The organism is Nocardioides sp. YIM 152588, assembly GCF_040191335.1.
Taxonomy (GTDB): Bacteria; Actinomycetota; Actinomycetes; order Propionibacteriales; family Nocardioidaceae; genus Nocardioides.
This window is the reverse complement of the sequence record NZ_JBEGDJ010000045.1, coordinates 1-18,565: the sequence shown is the minus strand read 5'-3', so window position 1 is coordinate 18,565 and position 18,565 is coordinate 1. Positions and strand designations below refer to the sequence as shown.

Below are 18,565 nucleotides of genomic sequence, written 5' to 3'. Positions count from 1 at the left end.
CATGCCCGTCAGACGACGAACATGTCCTCCTTGGCCCACTGCGGGGCGGCGATCCGGGCGGCGGCGGCGTGCGCCATGTAGGTGATGTGGTCGGCGCCCTCGGGGACCTCCTTGGGGATGGTCCCGGAGACCTTCTGCGTCTTGAAGACGGTGCCGGCGGCGAGGTCGAAGAACGGGAACTCCGGCTCCGTGCAGCCCAGGCACGGCATCCCGGCACGCGTCTTCGACGACTGCCGGTTCCACAGGATCCGGTTGCACGAGCTGTGCGTCATCGGGCCGCGGCAGCCGAACTCGTAGAAGAGGCAGCCGGTGCGGGTGCCCTCGCCGAAGGACATCGTCGACTGCTTGTACTCGAAGAACTGGACGCGGGTGCAGCCGGTCTGGGTGAACGTCTTGAAGAACGTCTGCGGCCGGTGCAGGTCGTCGAGCGCGATGTCGCCGGCGCGGCCGGTGGCGAGCGCGACCAGGATCTGGGTGATCCAGTCCGGGTGGGCCGGGCAGCCCGGGATGTTGATCACCGGGAGCCCCGCCTTGGAGCGCCAGTCGGGGCCGAGGAAGCCGCCCTTGTCGCGCTTGTGGAACTGCAGCCCGGTGGAGTCGCTCGGGTTGGGCGCCGTCGCGGGGATCCCGCCCCAGCACGCGCAGTCGCCGATCGCGACCACGATGCTCGCGGCGTTCGCCAGCTCGGTGACCCACTCGAGCATCGGGCGGTCGGCGAACATGTCCATCCGGCCGGAGCCGTCGGGGCCGCGGATCACCGTCCCCTCCAGCACGAAGATGTCGAGCGGCCGCTCCCCCGAGGCGCAGTCGTTGAAGATCTTCTTGGCGTTGTCGCCCAGCTCCATGCCGAGCGAGGGGTGCCAGAGCAGCTCGAGCCCGAAGTCGACGATCAGGTCGACGACGTTGGGCTCCTCCGCGTTGAGGAACGACATGGTGTTGCCCGAGCAGGCACCGGCTTGGAACCACAGCACTGACGACATCCGGGTGTCCCTTCCCTACTGTTCTCGCGTCACTGTTCCTGGGTCATTGCGTCTGGGTCATTGCGTCTGGGTCATGGCGTCTGGGGCGGCGCGGCGAGCTCCTCGCCGACCGCCTTGGCGACGGTCGCGAAGTAGCTGAGCGCGCGGTTGATGTCGGGGTCCTTGAACAGCCGGACCAGCGACAGCGGCCCGCCGATCGCGACCGGGCGGTCCGCGAACTCCTCCTTGCCGCGGGCGAAGCCGCGCGCCAGCACCTCGATCTGGTCGACCGCGTCGGGGCCCACCAGGTCCGAGGCGAGCACGCGGTCCAGGGCGCCGGACTCGACGGCCGCGACCATCCCCGGCGCAGCCTTGGGCAGCACGGCGGCCAGGCTCGCCGCGGACTCGGTCAGCTCCTGCACCGTGACCCCGGAGTCCTTGAGGCCCGGGCTGTTCTCCACGGTCGAGCGCAGGTCGCCGATGCTGGCCAGCAGCGAGTCGCCGATGATCTCCGAGCGGGAGACCATCTGGTCCAGGCCCTCGACCAGGATCGCGATCAGGTCGGCGTGGGCGAGCAGGCTGGCCAGGGCGTTGGCCACCTGCGGGTCCGCCAGCTGGGCGGCGAGGGCGTCGGCGCCGCTCGGGCTGCCGGCGGACGGGGCGGAGCTCGGCGCGATCCCACTGTCGGGCGACACGGCCATCGACTGCCTCCTCGGGGGTCCGACACGCGGACGGGGCGTCTTCGGAATGTAGGGCGGCCGGCGCGGGACGCCTATCCGCATCCCGCAGCGGCTATCCGATTCGCGCAAAATTCTTGATTCACATGCGCAGGAACGCGACGCTGGTCACACCAGAGATCGCGCCTGGGACAGAGTGCGAGGTCGGGAGGTGGTGCGGCCGTGCCCCACCTGTCGCGGCTGCGCTTCATCGACGTCGACCGGACCCGGCTGCCGGTACGCCGGCGGATCCGCTCCCGCGGCGTGCCCAACGCCCTGCAGGAGCACCCCGTCGCCTGCACCACCGACCCGGCGCTCGCCACGCGGGTCACCTCACAGCTGCTCGGCCCCGCCGCGGTCGCCCCGGTGCGCGGCGGCCGGCGCGACTTCCAGTGCACGCTCAACGCGATCCAGTTCCTCGACGTCACGATGGCCTACCTCGACTACGCCGTCGCCACCGACGTCGCGGTCGCGGAGGCCGCGGACGCCTACACCGTGCACATGACCACCTCCGGTCAGGCGAGCGCGCGCGTCGGGGGCGAGGACCACCTGATCACGGCCTTCCTGGCCCTGGTCGTCTCCCCGGGGACGGAGTACGTGCTGCACCTCGAGCACGACAGCCCGCAACTGATCATCCGCATCGAGCGCGCCGCGATGGAGCGCCAGCTCTCCCGGATGCTGGGGCGGTCGCTCGACGGGCCGGTCGTCTTCGAGCCGGTCGGCGACCTCACCACCGACGCCGCCTCGCGCTGGCACGGCGCCCTCAACATCCTCTCCGCCGAGGTCATGTCCGGCTCGTCGCTGATCCAGCAGGGCGTCGGCGCCACGGCGCTGGAGGAGCTGATCATCTCCACGCTGCTCTACATCCAGCCGCACTCCTACTCCTCCAGCCTCGTCGCCCGGCCGCGGCGCAGCGGTCGGGCCGCCGTGCGCCGCTCGCTGGAGTACATCGAGCGCCACCTCGCCGAGCCGATCAGCCTCGACGACCTGGCGTCGTACGCGCGGATGAGCCCGCGCTCCATCCAGGCAGGCTTCCGCGAGGACCTCGACACCACCCCGATCGCCTACATCCGCGACCGGCGGCTCGACCGCGTCCGGCAGACGCTGATGTCGGCGATGCCCGAGGACGGCGTCAACGTCACCGACGCCGCGCAGCGGTGGGGCTTCACCCACCTGGGGAACTTCTCGGGCGTCTACCGCCGGCGCTTCGGCGAGTCGCCCTCGCAGACCCTGCGCCGCCAGGCCACGCGGCAGGAGCCCGCCGGTGCATGAGCTGTCGCTGTGCCAGAGCATCCAGGGGATCGTGGACCGCGCCCGCGACGGGCGGCCCGTCGCGACGGTGCACCTGCGGGTCGGCCGGCTGCGGCAGGTGGTGCCGGAGACGCTCTCCTACTGCTGGGGGCTGGTCACCGAGGCCGGGCCGCTGGCCGGCTCCGTGCTGGACGTGGACCACGTGCCGGTGGTCCTCGACTGCCGCGACTGCGGGGAGCGGACGACGGTCGCCGACGCGCTGCTGCTGACCTGCGGCGCGTGCGGGTCCGGCGCCATCCGCGTCGCCTCCGGCGAGGAGCTGCTGGTGACCTCGATCGACCTCGCGCCGCGCGGGCCGACCGCGCCCGCGACGACCCCGACGACCCACACCGCCGAGGAGGACTGATGGGCCGCTTCCACCGCCACGACGACGGGACCGTCCACGAGCACGACCACGACGGCGCCGAGCACGAGCACGACGGCGCCGGTGCGCACGGCGACCACTCGGCGTACGCCACCGGGCCGGAGCGGGTCGTGGTGCTCGAGCGGATCTTCGACGAGAACGACCACGCGGCGCAGGCCAACCGGGACGCGCTCGACGCCGCCGGGGTGCGCTGCGTGAACCTGATGTCCTCCCCCGGCGCCGGCAAGACCACGCTGCTGGCCCACACCCTGCGCCACCTGCGCGACGCCGGCCTCCGCGCGGGGGTCGTCGAGGGCGACATCGAGACCTCGATCGACGCCGACCGGCTGGCCGGGCTGGGCGCGCAGATCTCCCTGCTCAACACCGGCGACGGCTTCGGCGGCGAGTGCCACCTCGACGCCCCGATGGTGGCCCGCGCGCTGACCCGGCTCGACCTCGACGCGCTCGACCTGGTGCTGGTGGAGAACGTCGGCAACCTGGTCTGCCCCGCGGAGTTCGACGTCGGCGCGCACGAGCGGGTGATGGTCTTCGCGATCACCGAGGGCGAGGAGAAGCCGCTCAAGTACCCCGTGATGTTCCGGTCGGTCGACGTCGTGCTGGTCAACAAGATGGACCTGCTGCCGCACCTCGACGTCGACCTCGATCTGTTCCGGCGCAACGTCGCGGCGGTCAACCCCGCCGCCAGGCTGATCGAGGTGTCGGCGCGCACCGGCGAGGGGCTCGAGGAGTGGCACGCCTGGCTGACCGGCGCGGTGCACGCGGACACGCACTCCCCCAGCCCGGCGGGCTGACCGGCCGCGATGGCCCTGCCGCGGATCCACGCCACCGACGACGCGCTCGGGTTCCACTGGCGCACGCCCGACGACCGGCCCGCGCCGCTCGCCGACCTGTTCGACCTGCCCGGCGCCGAGCCGCACCGCTGGCTGCCGACCCACGCGGAGGCGCTCGACGACGTGCTGGTGGAGGTGGCCGGGCGGTTCGGCGAGGTGCTCGGCGGCGGGCGGGGAGCACGGCCCGGCGAGCACGAGGGCCTGGCGTCGGCGTACCGCGCCATCGATCGCGCCGTCGCCGACTACGCGGCGGCCCAGCGCGCGGCCGGCCTGCCGGCCGACACCCGTGCGGGCCAGATCATCGGCACGGCGGCGCTGCTCGGCATCCGGGCCCGGTGGGTGCTCGGGCTCACCGGGCCCGCGCCGTTCGACGGATCGCTCGACACCCCGGGCGTCGGCATGGTCGGCGGGCACGCCGGGCTGCACTGGGCCGAGGACGGCGCCCCGTGGCGCGGCGCGCGGTGGCTGGTGGTCACCGATGATGGCCGGCGGCTGCCGGCCACGCTGTCGATGCTGCTCCACGACTCCTCGGGGGTGGCGAAGGACGCGGCGCTCACCGAGCACCGCGACGCCCTCGCCGCCGTGACCGAGGCTGTCGTCGACCCCGCCGGCCCGCCGATGACCACCTTCGGCGAGGCGCCGATGGTGGCGTCCGGAGCCGTCGACTGGTTGCTGTTCGACTGGGTGATGGCGCACCGGGAGCGCACCGAGTCGGGCGACTCGGGGGCGGTCGTCATCCCCACCGGCCGCGTCCGGGACGCCCGCCTGATCGTGGCCGCCGCCGACGCCTCCGCCCGCGTCCGCGCGCGCTTCGACCCGGGTCTGCTCGCCCTGCCGCGCTGAGGTGCACCGTCAGCCGGGCGAGCGACCGGCGCCCGGCACGTGGGGCGTGATCAGCGCGGTCCGCACCGACATCCCGAGGTCGCGGGTGCGCAGCGTGGTGATCCGCCGGCCCGGCTGGACGGCGTCCTTGGGGTGGCCGGCGGCGTCGCCGAGCAGCGCGACGACGGGGTCGAGGTCGGGGACGACATGGGTCAGCCCCCACAGGTGGGCGGGCTCGTCGGAGGTGGTGTGCGGCGTCCCGACGACCTCCAGGACCACCTCGCCGAGCCGGTAGAAGACCTGGCGCACGTGCTGCCCGCCGAGGTCGCCGCTGCGCTCCCGGCGCGGCTCCAGCCCGATCCCCCGGAGCGCGGCGGTGGTGCGGGCCAGGTCGGGTGTCATCAGCACGACGTGGTCGAGGTGGGTCACCCCGTTCGGGTGCTCCGCAGGTATGGCGGGCGGCGCCTCGGAAGGAGTGGTGGGGATGCCGTCCAGCCCCTCCGGCGGTACGCCGGCGGGCAGGCCGCGCAGCGCCCACCCGACGATCCCGCGGCCGGCCCCACCTCCGGCGCCGGGCCCGGCGAGGCGGATCCGCACGGTGCCGACGCGGCACACCGGCCCGTCCGGCTCGTCCGGCGTTCCAGGATCGACGGCGAACCCCGCCGCGGCCCACGCCTCCGGCGGGTCCGCCACGACGAGCTCGTCGATGGTCACGCTCACGCGGCGAGCCTAGTCAGTCCCGCTCCGCCCGGCCGGAGACCGTCTCCTCGATCCACACCGGGTCGCGGCGCACGTTCACGACGGCGAGCACGTCGATGCGGTCATCGCGGACGACGTAGGCCGCCATGTACGGGAACCGGGTGAGGAGGACACGTCGGTAGTCCTCGAAGAGGATGGCCCCGGAGTCCGGGAACATCGCCAACCGCTCGACCTGTTCGTCGAGCCGAGCCTCGAATCGGCCCGGAAGCACGGCGTCGAACTGCTCGTAGTGGGCGTAGATTGCCGCGATCTCATCCTCCACCGCTGGATGGAAGACGACGGACCTGGGGATCATCCCCGACGTGCAGCGAGACGGGCCTTGAGCTCGTCCCAGGTCAGCCCGATCGACGGGTCGGCGTCGAGCTCGGCGGCGCGGGACCGGATCGTCGCCTTCGCCTCTTCGCCGATCTCGATCGGCGCGGCGTCGACCGTGCTCTCGATGAACTCGACCAGCTCGAGCCGCTCATCGAGGCTCATCGCCTCGATGGCTGACTGGAGTGCGGGATCGACCATGCGCTCAGGCTAGCGCGCAGGCCCGACGGATGCCCTCGTGATCACGCGGCGGCGACCCCACCCAGGTTGAGCTGCCAGGAGACGCCGTACCGGTCGTTGACCCAGCCGAACCGGTCGCTGAACCCGTACCCACCCAGCGGCATCATCGGCTGGCCGCCCTCGGCGAGCGCGTCGAAGAGGCGGGTCAGCTGCTCCTCGGTCTCGCACTGGATCCAGATCGACAGCGACGGGGTGAAGTCGAAGGCGTGCGTGACGAAGCTGTCCGAGGCGAAGAAGTCCTGCCCGGCCAGCCGGAAGTGGGCCCGCATCACGGTGCCCTCGGGGCCCGGTCCGTCCGCGCCGTACGTGTCGGCGGAGACGATCTCGCCGTCGTCGAAGAGCGAGGTGTAGAGCTCCATCGCCTCGCGGGCGACGCCGCCCTGGAACATGAGGAAGGGGGTTGCGCTGGTCACGACCCGACCCTAGTCCGCCTCCGCCGAAGGGACCGCGGGCGCGTGACCATCTCCCCTTGTGCGACCCGCGCCCACCGAGCAGCGTCGAAGGTGGAAGGAGGTGAGGATGATGGCCACGCTGCGCCGCAGCATCACCGTCGAGGCCCCGCTCGACGACGTCTTCCACTTCGCGCTGGACATCGGCCAGCTCTGGAAGATGAAGGACGTCGCCCTGACCGAGGTCGACATCAAGCCGGACGGCGTCGGCACCTCGGCCCGGTTGTACTCGCACTTCCTGGCCTTCCACCTGGAGGGCGGCATCGAGTACACCGAGGTCGTACCCAACGAGCGGATCGTCGCTCAGGTCCACTTCTTCGCGGAGAAGCCGACCTGGACGTTCACGTTCGAGCCCGTACCGGGCGGTACGAAGGTGACCGGCGAGGGCGAGTGGACCGTGAGGGTCCCCGTCGCCGGCAGGTCGCTGGAGACGATGATGGTGAAGGAGCACGCCCCGATGCTCGAGGCGATGCTCGAGAACCTCAAGATCCAGGTGGAGTCGAAGCACGCCGCCTGAGATCACCGGGTCCGTCGGGTCGAGCACGACCCGGCGGACTCACACGTCCGGCGGGTCGAGGGGCGATCGGGCCCCGGCGGGAACCACGTCGAGGTCGGGCCTTGTGGCCGATCGGCGGGAGGACCACGGTGAGGACATGGCCCTGACGCTCGTCGTCGCCGCCGCCGGCTATGGGAAGTCGACCTGGGTCGAGAGCGCGCTCGGGACGGACGGCGCGAGGCTGCCCGCCGCCGAGGTCACGCCCGCGGCGCTGGCCGACCTCGTGGACCGGGGCGTGCCCGGCATCGCGGTCGAGGACCTGCAGCAGGCGACGCCGGAGCAACGGCTGGCGGTGCTCCGGACGGTGGGCCTCTCGCGCCCCGACGTCTACCTCACGAGTCGCCGGCCGCTCACGGTGGAGGAGGCCGCCGCCCTCACGGTCACCGCCTGGGAACGCGGGCCCGCCGACCTCCGCCTCACCCCCGACCAGGTCGCGACCGTGCTCGAGGCGGAGTACGCCATCGCCGACCCCGAGCTGCCGACGCTGGTCCACCACGCGACGACCGGTTGGCCCATGCTCGTCCACCTCTTCGCCCGCGCCATCTCGCGCGCGACCGGTCCGCGGTGGAACGGGACCGTGCGGCAGGCGACGGAGTTCGCGCGCTGGGTCGCCCAGGTGGAGCCCGCCGTCGCGCGGTGGTGCGAGAGGTCGGTCCTCGGCGCCCTGGCGCCGGAGGCGCGGGAGGTGCTGACCGCGCTGGCGTCGCTCGAGGTCGTGACCGACGACCTGGTCGCCACGCTCTGGGACGCCCCCGCGGTGACCGACCTGGTCGGGGAGCTGCGCGAGACGGGCGTCCTCGCGCCGCACCCGCGCTGCGAGATCGTCGACCGGCTCGGGTGGCGCGTCGTACCGGCGCTGGCGGCGGTGCTGCCCCGCGCCACGGCACCGCAGGACCGGGACCGGGCCCGGGCGGCGGCCGCCTGGTTCGAGGCGCACGACCATCCGATGGCCGGCGTGCGCACGTGGCTCGCCGCCGGGGAGCCCGGGAGGGCCCGTCGCCTGCTGGAGACGGCCTCCGACCGTGTCATCGACCAGGGCGACGCCTCGGACGTGCTCGCGCTGCTGTCCCCGGACCTCGGCGCACCGGCCCTGGCCCCCGGGGACGCGACGCGGCTCCTCCTCGGCCGGGCCCTGCGGCTCACCGGGCGGCTGGACGAGGCGCTGTCGGTCCTGCGGCCCCTGGTGGAGGCGTCCCCGGACCGGTGGGACCTCGGCCTGGCGATGACGATGGCGTCGATCCACGAGTCCCGCGGGGAGCTGGCCCGGGCCGACGAGGCGCTCGACCGGGTGGACGCCGGGACGCTTCCCGACCGTGGCCCGGGGCAGCGGTGGCGGGTGCTCAAGGTGCGCATGCTCGCCGGGCTCGGCGAGCCCGCGGCCGCCCGGCAGGTCGCGTCCGAGGCGCTGCGCCTGGCCGAGGCGAGCGGCGACCCGGGCGACCTGTGCCAGGCCCACCAGGCGGCCGCCCGCGCCGACACCGGGCAGACGCGCGAGGCCCACCTCGCCCAGGCCGCCCACTACGCGCGCCTCGCCCGCGACGCCGCCACGATGCCGGCGATCCTGTCCAACCAGGTCTTCTCGCTGCTCGGCGCCGCGGACTACGTGCGAGCGGCGCGGGTCGGGCACGAGGCGGTCCGCGTGAGCGAGCTGGTGCGGCCCATCGGCTCGCTCGTCGTCGCGCTCCACAACCTGGCCGAGGCGCTGACCCGGCTCGGGGAGTTCGACGAGGCGCGCTGGCGCCTCCGGCACGCCGAGCAGATCGGACGCCGCCTCGGCGGCGCTCGGGCGGCGGCCAGCCTCAGCGGGCTGGGCGACCTGTGCCGCGCCGTGGGCCAGCGCGAGCAGGGGCACCGGGCCTACGTGGAGGCGATCCAGCTCGCCGCCGGGTCCGGCGAGGTCCAGGTCCTCGTCCCGGCCCAGGCCGGGCTCGCCCGGCTGCTCGCGTCGGAGGACCCCGTCGTCGCCCGCAAGCTCGCCGACGACGCGCTCGGCCAGGCCACCCCCGGCCTGGCTCCCTACGCGCTGGCCGCGCTCGCGTGGGTCGAGCTCGCCACGGGCGATCGGGAGGCCGCCGTCGCCACCGCCGCACGGGCCGCGGCGGCGAGTCGCGACGCCCACGCGCTCGACCTGCTGGCGGAGTCGCTCGAGGTGCTCGGGGCCGCGGAGCCGGCACCGGCGGCCGCGCGGACGGCGTACCGCGAGGCCCTCTCGATCTGGCGCACGGGCGGTGCCGAGCCGGACGCGAGCCGGCTCGAGGTCCGGCTCGCTCGGCTGGAGGGCGCCGACCGGGAGACCCGCGCGCGAGGACGGGAGGCCGGCCGGCGTCTGCGCCGGCTCGGGCTGCTCACCATCGGCGGCGAGCCGGCCGGCGAGGACCCGGTGGAGGCGGCGGTGCGGGTGCGCGTGCTCGGCGGGTTCGAGGTCGTGGTCGGCGGCGAGCCCATCTCGACCCGGTCCTGGAAGTCACGCCAGGCGCGCACCCTGGTCAAGCTGCTGGCCGCGCACCGGGGGCGGCCGGTGAGCCGCGACCGGCTGTGCCAGGTGCTGTGGCCGGACGACGACCCGGTCAAGACCTCCCACCGGCTCTCGGTGCTGCTCACGACCGTCCGCGGCGTGCTCGATCCCGCGCGAGCGTGGCCGGCCGACCACTACCTCGCCTCCGACAACCGCGGCGTCTGGCTCGACCTGCGGCGGGTGGGCCTCGACGTGGAGGATCTGATCACCGAGGCCGACTGGGGCGCCGAGCGGCTGGCGGTCGGCGACGAGGCGGGCGCCCGGGAGGCGCTGACGGCCGCCGAGCGGCTCCATCGCGGCGAGGCCTTCGAGGACGAGCCCGACGAGGAGTGGGCGATCGCGATCCGCGAGGAGTGCCGGCAGGCCTGGGTCCGCACGCTGCGCCACCTCGCGACGCTGGCCCTGAGCGCCGGGCACCGCAACGACGCCGTCGCCTACCTCCAGCGCTGCCTGGCGGTCGATCCGTACGACGAGCGGGTGCACCGGGGTCTGGTGCGCACCCTGGTCAGGTCGGGTCGGCACGGGGAGGCCCGGCGCGCCTTCGACGCCTGGGAACGGGCGATGGCGGAGATCGACGCGCCGCCGCCCGACCCGGCGCTGCTCGCGCCCCGACGTACCTGAGCCGCCGCGGTCCGCTCCTCGTTCTGATCCCGTGCTGATGCGCGGGTGGCACGGTCGTGCCGGCCGCCCGCCCCGGGCGGACGCACCCTCATCGAAGGAGCAGGAACATGAGGAACCGAACGATCCGCACCTCCCTCGCCCTCACCGGTCTCGGCGCCGCGGCTCTCGGCACCGTGCTCGTCGGGGCGCCGCCGACGGCCGCGTCGGCCTGCCCGTCCGATCCCATCGTCATCAAGGGCACCTCGGCCGCCGACGTGATCCTCGGCGGCCCGTGCGACGAGATCATCTACGGCCGCGGCGGGAACGACCGCATCCGCGGCGGCGGCGGGAACGACGTCATCTACGGCGGGAAGGGCCGGGACGACGTCCGCGGCGGCGGCGGGAACGACAAGGTCCAGGGCGGCAAGAAGAACGACGACGTCCACGGCGGCGCGGGCGAGGACACCGTCAAGGGCAACACCGGGGACGACGACCTGTGGGGCGAGTCCGGGAAGGACTCCTTCGACGGCGGGCCCGGCACCGACACCTCGTGGGACAACACCCCGGACGAGTCCGAGAAGCGCGTCGAGCGGTAGCCGCCGGTGACCGCCCGCCCCCGGAGACCCTCGGGAGCGCGCCCTGCATGACACAGGGCGCGCTCGGTCCGAGGGCGTGGGTCGTCACAGCTCGCACGAGATCGTCGGGAAGACGCTCCGGCACTTGTCCTGGCCGGCGCCACCGTCGGCCCGGTCGCTCCCGGCGTTGCCGTAGAGCTCGTCGCCGCCGCCGTTGCCCCGGAGGTCGTCGTCCCCGGGACCTCCGTAGACCCAGTCACCCCGGCCGTTCCCGTAGAGGTCGTCGTCCCCGGGCCCGCCGTAGACGTGGTCCGCCGCGGCGTCACCCTGGACGTGGTCGTCCCCGGTGTCGCCGTAGACCCGGTCGGCGCCCTCCCAGCCCGAGACCTGGTCGTCCCCGGGACCGCCCCGCACCACGTCCTTGCCCCAGCGGCCGCGCAGGACGTCGTCCCCGTCGGCACCGAGGATCACGTCGTTGCCGTACCCGCCGTCGACCTCGTCGTCACACGCGCCGCCGGTGATCCTGTCCCGTCCCCCGTGGCCGAGGATGACGTCCTCGCCGCCGCGTCCGCGGATGACGTCGTTGCCGCCCATCCCCCAGATCACGTCGCCTCCCGGCGTGCCGACGAGGACGTCGTCGCCGGGCGTGCCCTGGATGAAGATCCCCAGGGCCGCGCACTCGTCCGCTGTCGGCGACGCCGTCGCCTGCGTGGCCGCTCCGGTGAGGCCGGTGAGAAACCCGGCGCCCACCAGGGCCGCCGCGGTGATCGGTAGCTTCATGGTGCTCTCCTTCGTCCGGCCCGGTCCCGTCGACCGGGGCTGGGACGAGCAGACGCGAGGAGGCTCAGCGCAGTGTCAGAGCACGGTCAGAACGCCGGCGGCGCGCAGCGCCGGGGACCAACGACCTCTCGACCGGGCGCGCGACCGCCCGGCGGAACCGGTCAGACCTTCTTGACCACGCTGGACTTCAGCTGCATCGGCCCGAACCCGTCGACCTTGCAGTCGATGTCGTGGTCGCCGACGCCGTCGACGAGGCGGATGCCCCGGACCTTCGTGCCGACCTTGATCGGGGTCGAGGAGCCCTTCACCTTCAGGTCCTTGATCACCGTGACCGTGTCTCCGTCGGACAGCACGTTGCCGACCGCGTCCGTGATGACCCGGGGCGCGTCAGCGGCCTCGGCGTCGGCGGCCTCGGCCGGCGCCCACTCGTGGGCGCACATCGGGCAGACCAGCAGCGCCCCCATCGGGTAGGCGTGCTCGCTGCCGCACTCCGGGCAGGCCGGGATCGAGTCGGTCATACGTTGAAGCGGAACTCGACGACGTCGCCGTCGGCCATCACGTAGTCCTTGCCCTCCATGCGGACCTTGCCCGCCTCCTTGGCCTTCACCATGGAGCCGGCCGCGACCAGGTCGTCGAACGAGACGATCTCGGCCTTGATGAAGCCCTTCTGGAAGTCGGTGTGGATGACACCGGCGGCCTCGGGGGCGGTGGCGCCCTTCTTGATCGTCCAGGCGCGGGCCTCCTTGGGCCCGGCGGTCAGGTAGGTCTGCAGGCCGAGGGTGTCGAAGCCGACGCGGGCCAGCACCTCGAGGCCGGGCTCGGTGATGCCGGCCTCGGCGAGGAACTCGGCGGCCTCCTCGTCGTCGAGCTCGATCAGCTCGGCCTCGAACTTGGCGTCGAGGAAGATCGCCTCGGCGGGGGCGACCAGCTCCCGCATCTCCTTCTTGACGGCCTCGTCGGCGAGCTCGTCGGGGTCGCAGTTGAAGACGTAGATGAACGGCTTCGCGGTCAGCAGCGACAGCTCGCGGAGCAGGTCGCGGTCGATCGAGGTGGCGATGATCGGCGTACCGGCCTCCAGCGCCTCCTTGGCCTCCTTCGCGGCGGCCAGGTTGGGCGCCAGGTCCTTGACCTTGCGCACCTCCTTCTCCAGCCGGACGACCGCCTTCTCGACCGTCTCGAGGTCGGCGAGGATCAGCTCGGTCTGGATGGTGGAGATGTCGTTGCCGGGGTTGACCTCGCCGTCGACGTGGGTGACGTCCTCGTCGCGGAAGACGCGGGTCACCTGGCAGATCGCGGCCGACTCCCGGATGTGGGAGAGGAACTTGTTGCCCAGGCCCTCGCCCTGCGAGGCGCCGCGGACGATGCCGGCGATGTCCACGAACTCCACGGTCGCGGGCAGCTTGCGCTCCGAGGAGAAGATCTCGGCGAGCCTCTCCAGCCGCGAGTCGGGCACGCCGACCACGCCGACGTTCGGCTCGATGGTGGCGAACGGGTAGTTGGCCGCCAGCACGTCGTTCTTGGTCAGCGCGTTGAAGAGCGTCGACTTGCCTGCGTTCGGGAGTCCGACGATGCCGATGGTAAGAGCCACGGAAGACGATTCTAGGGCTCGGGGACGGGCCGCCCCGAATCCCAGCGCGCGCCCGCCCGCCGTTACGGTGACCCGGTGCGGATCGCCACCTGGAACGTCAACTCCCTGCGGACACGGATCGACCGGGTCGAGGCCTTCCTCGACCGCCACGACGTCGACGTCCTGGCGATCCAGGAGACCAAGGCCCGCGAGGACCAGCTGCCGCTGATGGGCCTGCAGGCGAAGGGGTACGACGTCGCCGCCGTCGGCTACAACCAGTGGAACGGCGTCGCCCTGATCAGCCGCGTCGGCCTGGAGGACGTGCAGGTCGGGTTCCCGGAGATGCCGGGGTTCGGCGAGGACGCCGCGGTCGAGGCGCGCGCCATCGGCGCCACCTGCGGCGGGGTGCGGATCTGGAGCCTCTACGTCCCCAACGGCCGCAAGCCCGACGACCCGCACTACGTCTACAAGCTGGACTGGCTGGCCCGCCTGCGCGCGGCCGCCGGTGACTGGCTGGGCGGCCAGACGGCCCTCGTCGGCGACTGGAACGTCTGCCCGACCGACGAGGACGTCTTCGACGTCAAGCAGTTCGCCAAGTCCACCCACGTCACGCCGCCCGAGCGCGCCGCCTTCCAGGCGTTCCTCGACGACGGGTACGCCGACGTGGTCCGCCCGCACTGCCCCGGACCGGGCGTCTACACGTACTGGGACTACTACCGGCAGCGGTTCGAGCGGAACCGCGGCCTGCGGATCGACTTCGTGCTCGGCTCGCCGACCTTCGCCGACCGGGTGACCGGCGCGTTCATCGACACCGACGAGCGCGACCCCGCGCAGGGCACCGGCGCGCCCTCGGACCACGCGCCGGTCGTGGTCGACCTGGACTGAGGCTGCCGCACGCCGGGGGCGGGTCGAGCCGGGCCTGGGGCGGGCTCGTGTGCCCCACGCCCCGGTATGGCGATGCCTCAGGCACACGACCCGGGTCAGCCGAGCCGGGAGCGGGCTCGTGTGCCCCACACCCCCGCATACCGATGCCACAGGCATACGACCCAGGCCAACCGCGCCGGGACCGGGCTCGTGTGCCCCACACCCCCGCATACCGATGCCACAGGCACACGACCCAGGCCAACCGCGCCGGGACCGCGCTCGTGTGCCCCACGCCCCCGCATACCGATGCCACAGGCACACGACCCAGGCCAACCGCGCCGGGAGCGGCCTCGTGTGCCCCACGCCCCCGCATACCGATGCCACAGGCACACGACCCAGGCCAACCGCGCCGGGAGCGGCCTCGTGTGCCCCACACCCCCGCATACCGATGCCACAGGCACACGACCCAGGCCAACCGCGCCGGGAGCGCGCTCGTGTGCCCCACACCCCCACAGACCGATGCCACAGGCACACGACCCAGGCCAACCGCGAGCGGACCGCCGCCCACGGGCCGAGCGACGAGCTAGAACACGACCGCCTGGAAGAACACGACGACCGGCACGACGACAGCGGCCGCCACGACCGGCACCACCAGCGCCAGCACCGCCACCCGGGCCCGCCACAGCCGCACGGCGGCGCCGATGCCCAGCGCCACCGCCGCCAGCAGCCACGCGCCGGTCAGCGCCATGACGCCCAGGACGATGCCGACGCCGTACAGGCTCGCGTCCTCGTCCGGCCCCAGGGGCTCGGCCGTCGCGGAGGCGTACAACGCCCAGCCCCCGACGACCAGCAGCGCCAGCGCGCCGAGCCCGGCGACCGCCATCCCGGCCACCGCGACGCCCCGCGCCGCCGGTGACTCCCGTACCTCGACCATGCTCATCGTCGACCCCCATGTCGGTTGCGCGGATGCTAGCCCGCCACCGGCGCCCGGGAGCCGGAAACGCTCAGAGGCCCTGCCAGGCGGGCTTGGCGTCGTACACCTCGCGGTAGTGGTCGCGCCGCTCGAGCAGCTTCGCGGCGCCGTCGTCGGCGAGCACGGTGACGTGCGGGTGCAGCTGGAGCACCGACGCCGGGCAGGAGGCCGACACCGGCCCCTCGACGGCGGCCGCCAGCGCGTCCGCCTTCCCCGACCCGGTGGCCAGCAGCACCAGGTGCCGGGCGCGGAGGATGGTGCCCAGCCCCTGGGTGAGCACGTGCCGCGGCACCTCGTCGAGGGACCCGAAGAACCGGGCGTTGTCCTCGCGGGTCTGCTGCGTCAGCGTCTTGAGACGGGTCAGCGACGCCAGCGACGAGCCGGGCTCGTTGAAGGCGAGGTGGCCGTCGGAGCCGATGCCGAGGATCTGCACGTCCACACCGCCGGCGGCCGTCAGCGCCGCCTCGTACCGCTCCCCCGCCGTCGCCAGCCCGTCCGGCGACGGATCCGGACCGTGCACGCGCGCCGCCGGGATCCCCAGGGCGTCGGTCAGCTCGCGGGCGATCGTCGCCCGGTAGGACTCCGGGTGACCGGCCGGCAGCCCGACGTACTCGTCCAGGTTGAAGCACCGGACCCGCCCGTAGCCGGGCCCGGTGCCGTCTCGGTGGCGCCGGACCAGCTCGGCGTACGTCGGCAGCGGGGTCGACCCGGTGGCCAACCCGAGCACGGCGTCCGGCCGGCGCCGCACCACGTCCTCGACGACGTCCGCGGCGAGCTCCGCGGCCTCCAGCGCACCGGCGAGCGGCACGACCTCCATCAGCTCTTCCCTCCCTCGGTCCCACCCGGTCCGGCCGAGTGGACGACGCGGCCGCCGACCACCGTCGCCACCACGTCCAGGTGCTCGTCCACCAGCGTCACGTCCCCGCGGGCCCCCGCCTCCAGCGTGCCTCGCTCCGGGTCGCCGACCAGGTCCGCGGCGGTCCGGGTGCAGGTCGCGACGACGTCGGGCAGCGACCAGCCGGTCGCCGCGCGCAGCTCGCGCAGGCACTGCGCGAGCGCCGCCCCGGAGCCGGCCAGCGTGCCGTCCTCCAGCCGGACCGTCCCGCCGGCGACCACCACGTGCTGGTCGCCCAGCCGCGCGCGGCCGTCGGGCAGCCCGAGGGCGGCGGTGCAGTCGGTGACGGCGAGCAGGCGCTCCGGCCCCAGCGCGGACGCGTACGCCGCCAGCGCCGACCGGTGCAGGTGGTGCCCGTCGGCGATCACGCCGGCGACCACCCGCGGGTCGCCGAGCGCCACCCCGGCCGGGCCGGGCTCGCGGGCCAGCACCGGCGGCATCGCGTTGCCCAGGTGCGTCACCATCCGCGCGCCACGATCGAGCGCGGCGAGCACCAGGTCGGCACCGGCGGTCGTGTGCCCGACCGAGACGACCACCCCGGCGCCCACCAGGACCGAGATCGCGTCCAGCGCGCCGGGCAGCTCGGGGGCGATCGTCACCATCGCCACCCCGGCCCCGCTGCTCCAGCCGTCGACGATCTCCGGCGCGGGCGCCCGCAGCCACCGCGCGGGGTGCGCGCCCTTGCGCTCCTCGGCGATCATCGGGCCCTCGAAGTGCAGCCCGAGCGGCACCGCGCCCGCCCAGCCGTCCGGCGGCCCGGCACGGAGGGCGTCCAGGGCCCGCACCCGCGCCTGCGGCGCGGAGGTGATCACGGTCGGCAGGAACGCCGTCACGCCGTACGCCGCCAGCGCGGCCGCCGCCTCCCAGAGCCGCTCCGGCTCCAGGGTGAGGTCGATCCCGGCGACGCCGTTGACCTGGAGGTCCAGCAGCCCCGGCAGCACGGTCAGCCCGGTCGCGTCGAGCTCGTCGGCGCCGGAGGCGGCCTCCCGGCCAGCGGCGATCCGACCGCCCACGATCGCGATGTCGCGGGGCGCTCCGTCGGCCGTCGTACCGCCCCGGATCAGCAGGTCCGCCATCGGCCCGGCCATCAGCGCGCCCCCAGCAGCGCGGCGCCGAGCGCGGCGACGGGGACGTCGCGCGGCACCAGGGTGAGCCGCGCGGCCAGGTCGAGCGAGCGCAGGAACTCCGAGCCGGCCGCCTGGTCCTCGAGGGCCCACGCGACGGCCGCGTGCAGCCGGCTGCCGACCTGGGCGACACCGCCGCCGAGCACGATCGACTCCGCGTCGACGGTCAGCGCGACCAGCCGCACCGCGTCCGCCACCCGGGCCGCGAAGGCGTCACGGACGGCGATCGCCGCGGGGTCGCCGTCGGACGCCGCGTCGAAGAGCGACTGGGCGGGCGGCACGCCGGCCGCGGCGGGCCAGGCGGCGGCCAGCGCGGAGCCGGACGCCGCCGTCTCCAGGCAGCCCCGCTGGCCGCACGCGCACGGCAGGCCCGCCGGGTCGACGGGGATGTGCCCGATCTCCCCGGCCGCGTTGCCGCTGCCGCGGCGCAGCCGGCCCTCGAGCACGAACGCGGCGGCGAGGCCCGTGCCCAGGCTGACATAGGCGAGGTCGCGGCGGCCGGTGACCGAGGCGGCCCCGAGGGCGGCGGCGTTCACGTCGTTGTCCACGACCACGTCGGCGCCGAGGCGGTCGGCGAGCAGGTCGCGCAGCGGGAACCGGTCGCCGTCGATGCCGAGGTTGACCGCGTGGGTCAGCGTGCCGGCCTCCGCGTCCACCAGGCCCGGTACGCCGACGCCGACCGTGCCGGTCAGCGGCACCCCGGCGCGGGAGCGGAGCGCGTCCACGACGGCGCCCGCCGCGGCGACCACGGCCTCCCCGCCGCTGGGGGTGCCGACCCGGACCTCGGCGACGACGCGGCCGTCGGGTCCGGCGGCGACGCCGAGCATCTTGGTGGCGCCGATGTCGATCCCGACGCTCAGGCCGACCGTGGCCCCCGTGGCGGCGCCGCCACTCCTCACGACACTCGGCGCCGTCATCGGTCCCACCCCGCCTCTCGCATGATCTCCTCGACCGCCGCGATCACGGGGGCGGCGTTGCCCCGGGTGCAGATCCGCGCCGGCGGCCGCCCCTGCTCCTCGTCCGACCAGCCGGTCCGCGGCCCCGGCCAGCCCCACTCCACGACGAGCGCGGGGCGGGCGGCGGCGAGTATCGCGCCGATCTCGGGCCGGCGGTGCGCGTCGCGCACCTGGACCACCAGCGGCCCGCGGCCGTCCGGCAGCGGGTCGCCGGGGGCGACCACCCGGTCGGCGTCGACGCCCCACCGGCCGGCGCCGACGGCGATGTTGGCCTGCGTGCCGATGCTGACGACCCGCGCACCGCGCAGGTCGGGCAGCTCACCCTCGACGATCAGCGCGCCCCGCGCCGCGGCGCGGACGCGCGCGGGGTCGGGGCCGGCGGCGGCCACCGGCGAGCC

21 protein-coding genes and 1 pseudogene are annotated in these 18,565 nt (G+C 74.4%); 8 read left to right on the top strand and 14 right to left on the bottom strand.

What is annotated here, in order from left to right; genetic code table 11:
- Positions 1 to 8: 8 nt before the first annotated feature.
- On the bottom strand, positions 9 to 980 hold the full coding sequence (locus ABLM29_RS17465; RefSeq protein WP_349715653.1) for an NADH-quinone oxidoreductase subunit B family protein: 972 nt from the start codon (positions 978 to 980) through the stop codon (positions 9 to 11).
- A gap of 71 nt (positions 981 to 1,051) precedes the next feature.
- Complete coding sequence (locus ABLM29_RS17460; RefSeq protein WP_349715652.1) at positions 1,052 to 1,660, bottom strand: DUF1641 domain-containing protein; 609 nt, start codon at positions 1,658 to 1,660, stop codon at positions 1,052 to 1,054.
- 198 nt (positions 1,661 to 1,858) lie between these two features.
- Between ABLM29_RS17460 and ABLM29_RS17455 the strand changes: the two genes are divergently transcribed.
- The 4 genes from ABLM29_RS17455 to ABLM29_RS17440 are packed head-to-tail and all read left to right on the top strand — an operon-like array spanning position 1,859 to position 5,023.
- Positions 1,859 to 2,947: an AraC family transcriptional regulator gene (locus ABLM29_RS17455; RefSeq protein WP_349715650.1), complete on the top strand. Its 1,089-nt coding sequence runs from the start codon at positions 1,859 to 1,861 to the stop codon at positions 2,945 to 2,947.
- Positions 2,940 to 3,332 carry a hydrogenase maturation nickel metallochaperone HypA gene (locus tag ABLM29_RS17450; protein WP_349715648.1) on the top strand — a complete coding sequence of 131 codons (393 nt, stop codon included), beginning with the start codon at positions 2,940 to 2,942 and terminating at the stop codon, positions 3,330 to 3,332. Before ABLM29_RS17455 ends, ABLM29_RS17450 begins: the two co-directional genes overlap by 8 nt.
- Entirely contained in the window at positions 3,332 to 4,141 is an 810-nt protein-coding gene (gene hypB, locus ABLM29_RS17445; RefSeq protein ID WP_349715647.1) for a hydrogenase nickel incorporation protein HypB, read from the top strand. The genes ABLM29_RS17450 and hypB overlap by 1 nt, the downstream gene beginning before the upstream one ends.
- Positions 4,142 to 4,150: 9 nt before the next feature.
- Positions 4,151 to 5,023, top strand: coding sequence for a hypothetical protein (locus ABLM29_RS17440; protein WP_349715645.1), 873 nt, complete (start codon positions 4,151 to 4,153; stop codon positions 5,021 to 5,023).
- Between the two features lie 9 nt (positions 5,024 to 5,032).
- On the opposite strand, the gene ABLM29_RS17435 is transcribed toward ABLM29_RS17440, so the two are convergent.
- The 4 genes from ABLM29_RS17435 to ABLM29_RS17420 are packed head-to-tail and all read right to left on the bottom strand — an operon-like array spanning position 5,033 to position 6,726.
- Positions 5,033 to 5,722 (bottom strand): hypothetical protein, encoded by a 690-nt coding sequence (locus ABLM29_RS17435; RefSeq protein WP_349715644.1) that lies wholly within the window; start codon positions 5,720 to 5,722, stop codon positions 5,033 to 5,035.
- A 13-nt stretch (positions 5,723 to 5,735) separates the two neighbouring features.
- Complete coding sequence (locus tag ABLM29_RS17430; RefSeq protein WP_349715643.1) at positions 5,736 to 6,056, bottom strand: type II toxin-antitoxin system RelE/ParE family toxin; 321 nt, start codon at positions 6,054 to 6,056, stop codon at positions 5,736 to 5,738.
- Positions 6,053 to 6,274 (bottom strand): addiction module protein, encoded by a 222-nt coding sequence (locus ABLM29_RS17425; RefSeq protein ID WP_349715641.1) that lies wholly within the window; start codon positions 6,272 to 6,274, stop codon positions 6,053 to 6,055. The genes ABLM29_RS17430 and ABLM29_RS17425 overlap by 4 nt, the downstream gene beginning before the upstream one ends.
- Positions 6,275 to 6,315: 41 nt before the next feature.
- Positions 6,316 to 6,726, bottom strand: a complete 411-nt coding sequence (locus tag ABLM29_RS17420; protein WP_349715639.1) for a VOC family protein — start codon at positions 6,724 to 6,726, stop codon at positions 6,316 to 6,318.
- A 106-nt stretch (positions 6,727 to 6,832) separates the two neighbouring features.
- On the opposite strand from ABLM29_RS17420, the gene ABLM29_RS17415 reads away from it, so the two are divergent.
- The 3 genes from ABLM29_RS17415 to ABLM29_RS17405 all read left to right on the top strand — a co-directional run bounded on the left by ABLM29_RS17415 (position 6,833) and on the right by ABLM29_RS17405 (position 11,029).
- Complete coding sequence (locus ABLM29_RS17415) at positions 6,833 to 7,279, top strand: SRPBCC family protein (protein WP_349715637.1); 447 nt, start codon at positions 6,833 to 6,835, stop codon at positions 7,277 to 7,279.
- 136 nt (positions 7,280 to 7,415) lie between these two features.
- On the top strand, positions 7,416 to 10,454 hold the full coding sequence (locus ABLM29_RS17410) for an AfsR/SARP family transcriptional regulator (protein WP_349715635.1): 3,039 nt from the start codon (positions 7,416 to 7,418) through the stop codon (positions 10,452 to 10,454).
- Between the two features lie 107 nt (positions 10,455 to 10,561).
- Positions 10,562 to 11,029, top strand: coding sequence for a calcium-binding protein (locus ABLM29_RS17405; RefSeq protein WP_349715633.1), 468 nt, complete (start codon positions 10,562 to 10,564; stop codon positions 11,027 to 11,029).
- Between the two features lie 84 nt (positions 11,030 to 11,113).
- Here ABLM29_RS17405 and ABLM29_RS17400 read toward each other — a convergent pair whose 3' ends face one another.
- The 3 genes from ABLM29_RS17400 to ychF all read right to left on the bottom strand — a co-directional run bounded on the left by ABLM29_RS17400 (position 11,114) and on the right by ychF (position 13,376).
- A complete protein-coding gene (locus ABLM29_RS17400; protein ID WP_349715629.1) occupies positions 11,114 to 11,788 on the bottom strand; it encodes a calcium-binding protein in 675 nt (224 codons plus the stop codon).
- Between the two features lie 161 nt (positions 11,789 to 11,949).
- On the bottom strand, positions 11,950 to 12,306 hold the full coding sequence (locus ABLM29_RS17395) for a zinc ribbon domain-containing protein YjdM (protein ID WP_349715626.1): 357 nt from the start codon (positions 12,304 to 12,306) through the stop codon (positions 11,950 to 11,952).
- A complete protein-coding gene (ychF, locus tag ABLM29_RS17390; RefSeq protein WP_349715623.1) occupies positions 12,303 to 13,376 on the bottom strand; it encodes a redox-regulated ATPase YchF in 1,074 nt (357 codons plus the stop codon). Before ychF ends, ABLM29_RS17395 begins: the two co-directional genes overlap by 4 nt.
- A gap of 75 nt (positions 13,377 to 13,451) precedes the next feature.
- On the opposite strand from ychF, the gene ABLM29_RS17385 reads away from it, so the two are divergent.
- On the top strand, positions 13,452 to 14,240 hold the full coding sequence (locus ABLM29_RS17385; protein ID WP_349715620.1) for an exodeoxyribonuclease III: 789 nt from the start codon (positions 13,452 to 13,454) through the stop codon (positions 14,238 to 14,240).
- Between the two features lie 562 nt (positions 14,241 to 14,802).
- Here the strand turns inward: ABLM29_RS17385 and ABLM29_RS17380 are convergent.
- The 5 genes and pseudogenes from ABLM29_RS17380 to ABLM29_RS17360 all read right to left on the bottom strand — a co-directional run.
- Positions 14,803 to 15,159, bottom strand: coding sequence for a hypothetical protein (locus ABLM29_RS17380; RefSeq protein ID WP_349715617.1), 357 nt, complete (start codon positions 15,157 to 15,159; stop codon positions 14,803 to 14,805).
- Positions 15,160 to 15,223: 64 nt separating this feature from the next.
- Positions 15,224 to 16,009, bottom strand: a complete 786-nt coding sequence (locus tag ABLM29_RS17375; protein ID WP_349715614.1) for a glucosamine-6-phosphate deaminase — start codon at positions 16,007 to 16,009, stop codon at positions 15,224 to 15,226.
- On the bottom strand, positions 16,009 to 17,175 hold the full coding sequence (locus tag ABLM29_RS17370; RefSeq protein WP_349715612.1) for an N-acetylglucosamine-6-phosphate deacetylase: 1,167 nt from the start codon (positions 17,173 to 17,175) through the stop codon (positions 16,009 to 16,011). Before ABLM29_RS17370 ends, ABLM29_RS17375 begins: the two co-directional genes overlap by 1 nt.
- Positions 17,175 to 18,128, bottom strand: coding sequence for an ROK family protein (locus ABLM29_RS17365; protein ID WP_349715610.1), 954 nt, complete (start codon positions 18,126 to 18,128; stop codon positions 17,175 to 17,177). Before ABLM29_RS17365 ends, ABLM29_RS17370 begins: the two co-directional genes overlap by 1 nt.
- Positions 18,125 to 18,565: pseudogene (locus ABLM29_RS17360) on the bottom strand (glycoside hydrolase family 3 N-terminal domain-containing protein); the annotation flags it as partial. The gene ABLM29_RS17365 and the pseudogene ABLM29_RS17360, both read right to left, overlap by 4 nt.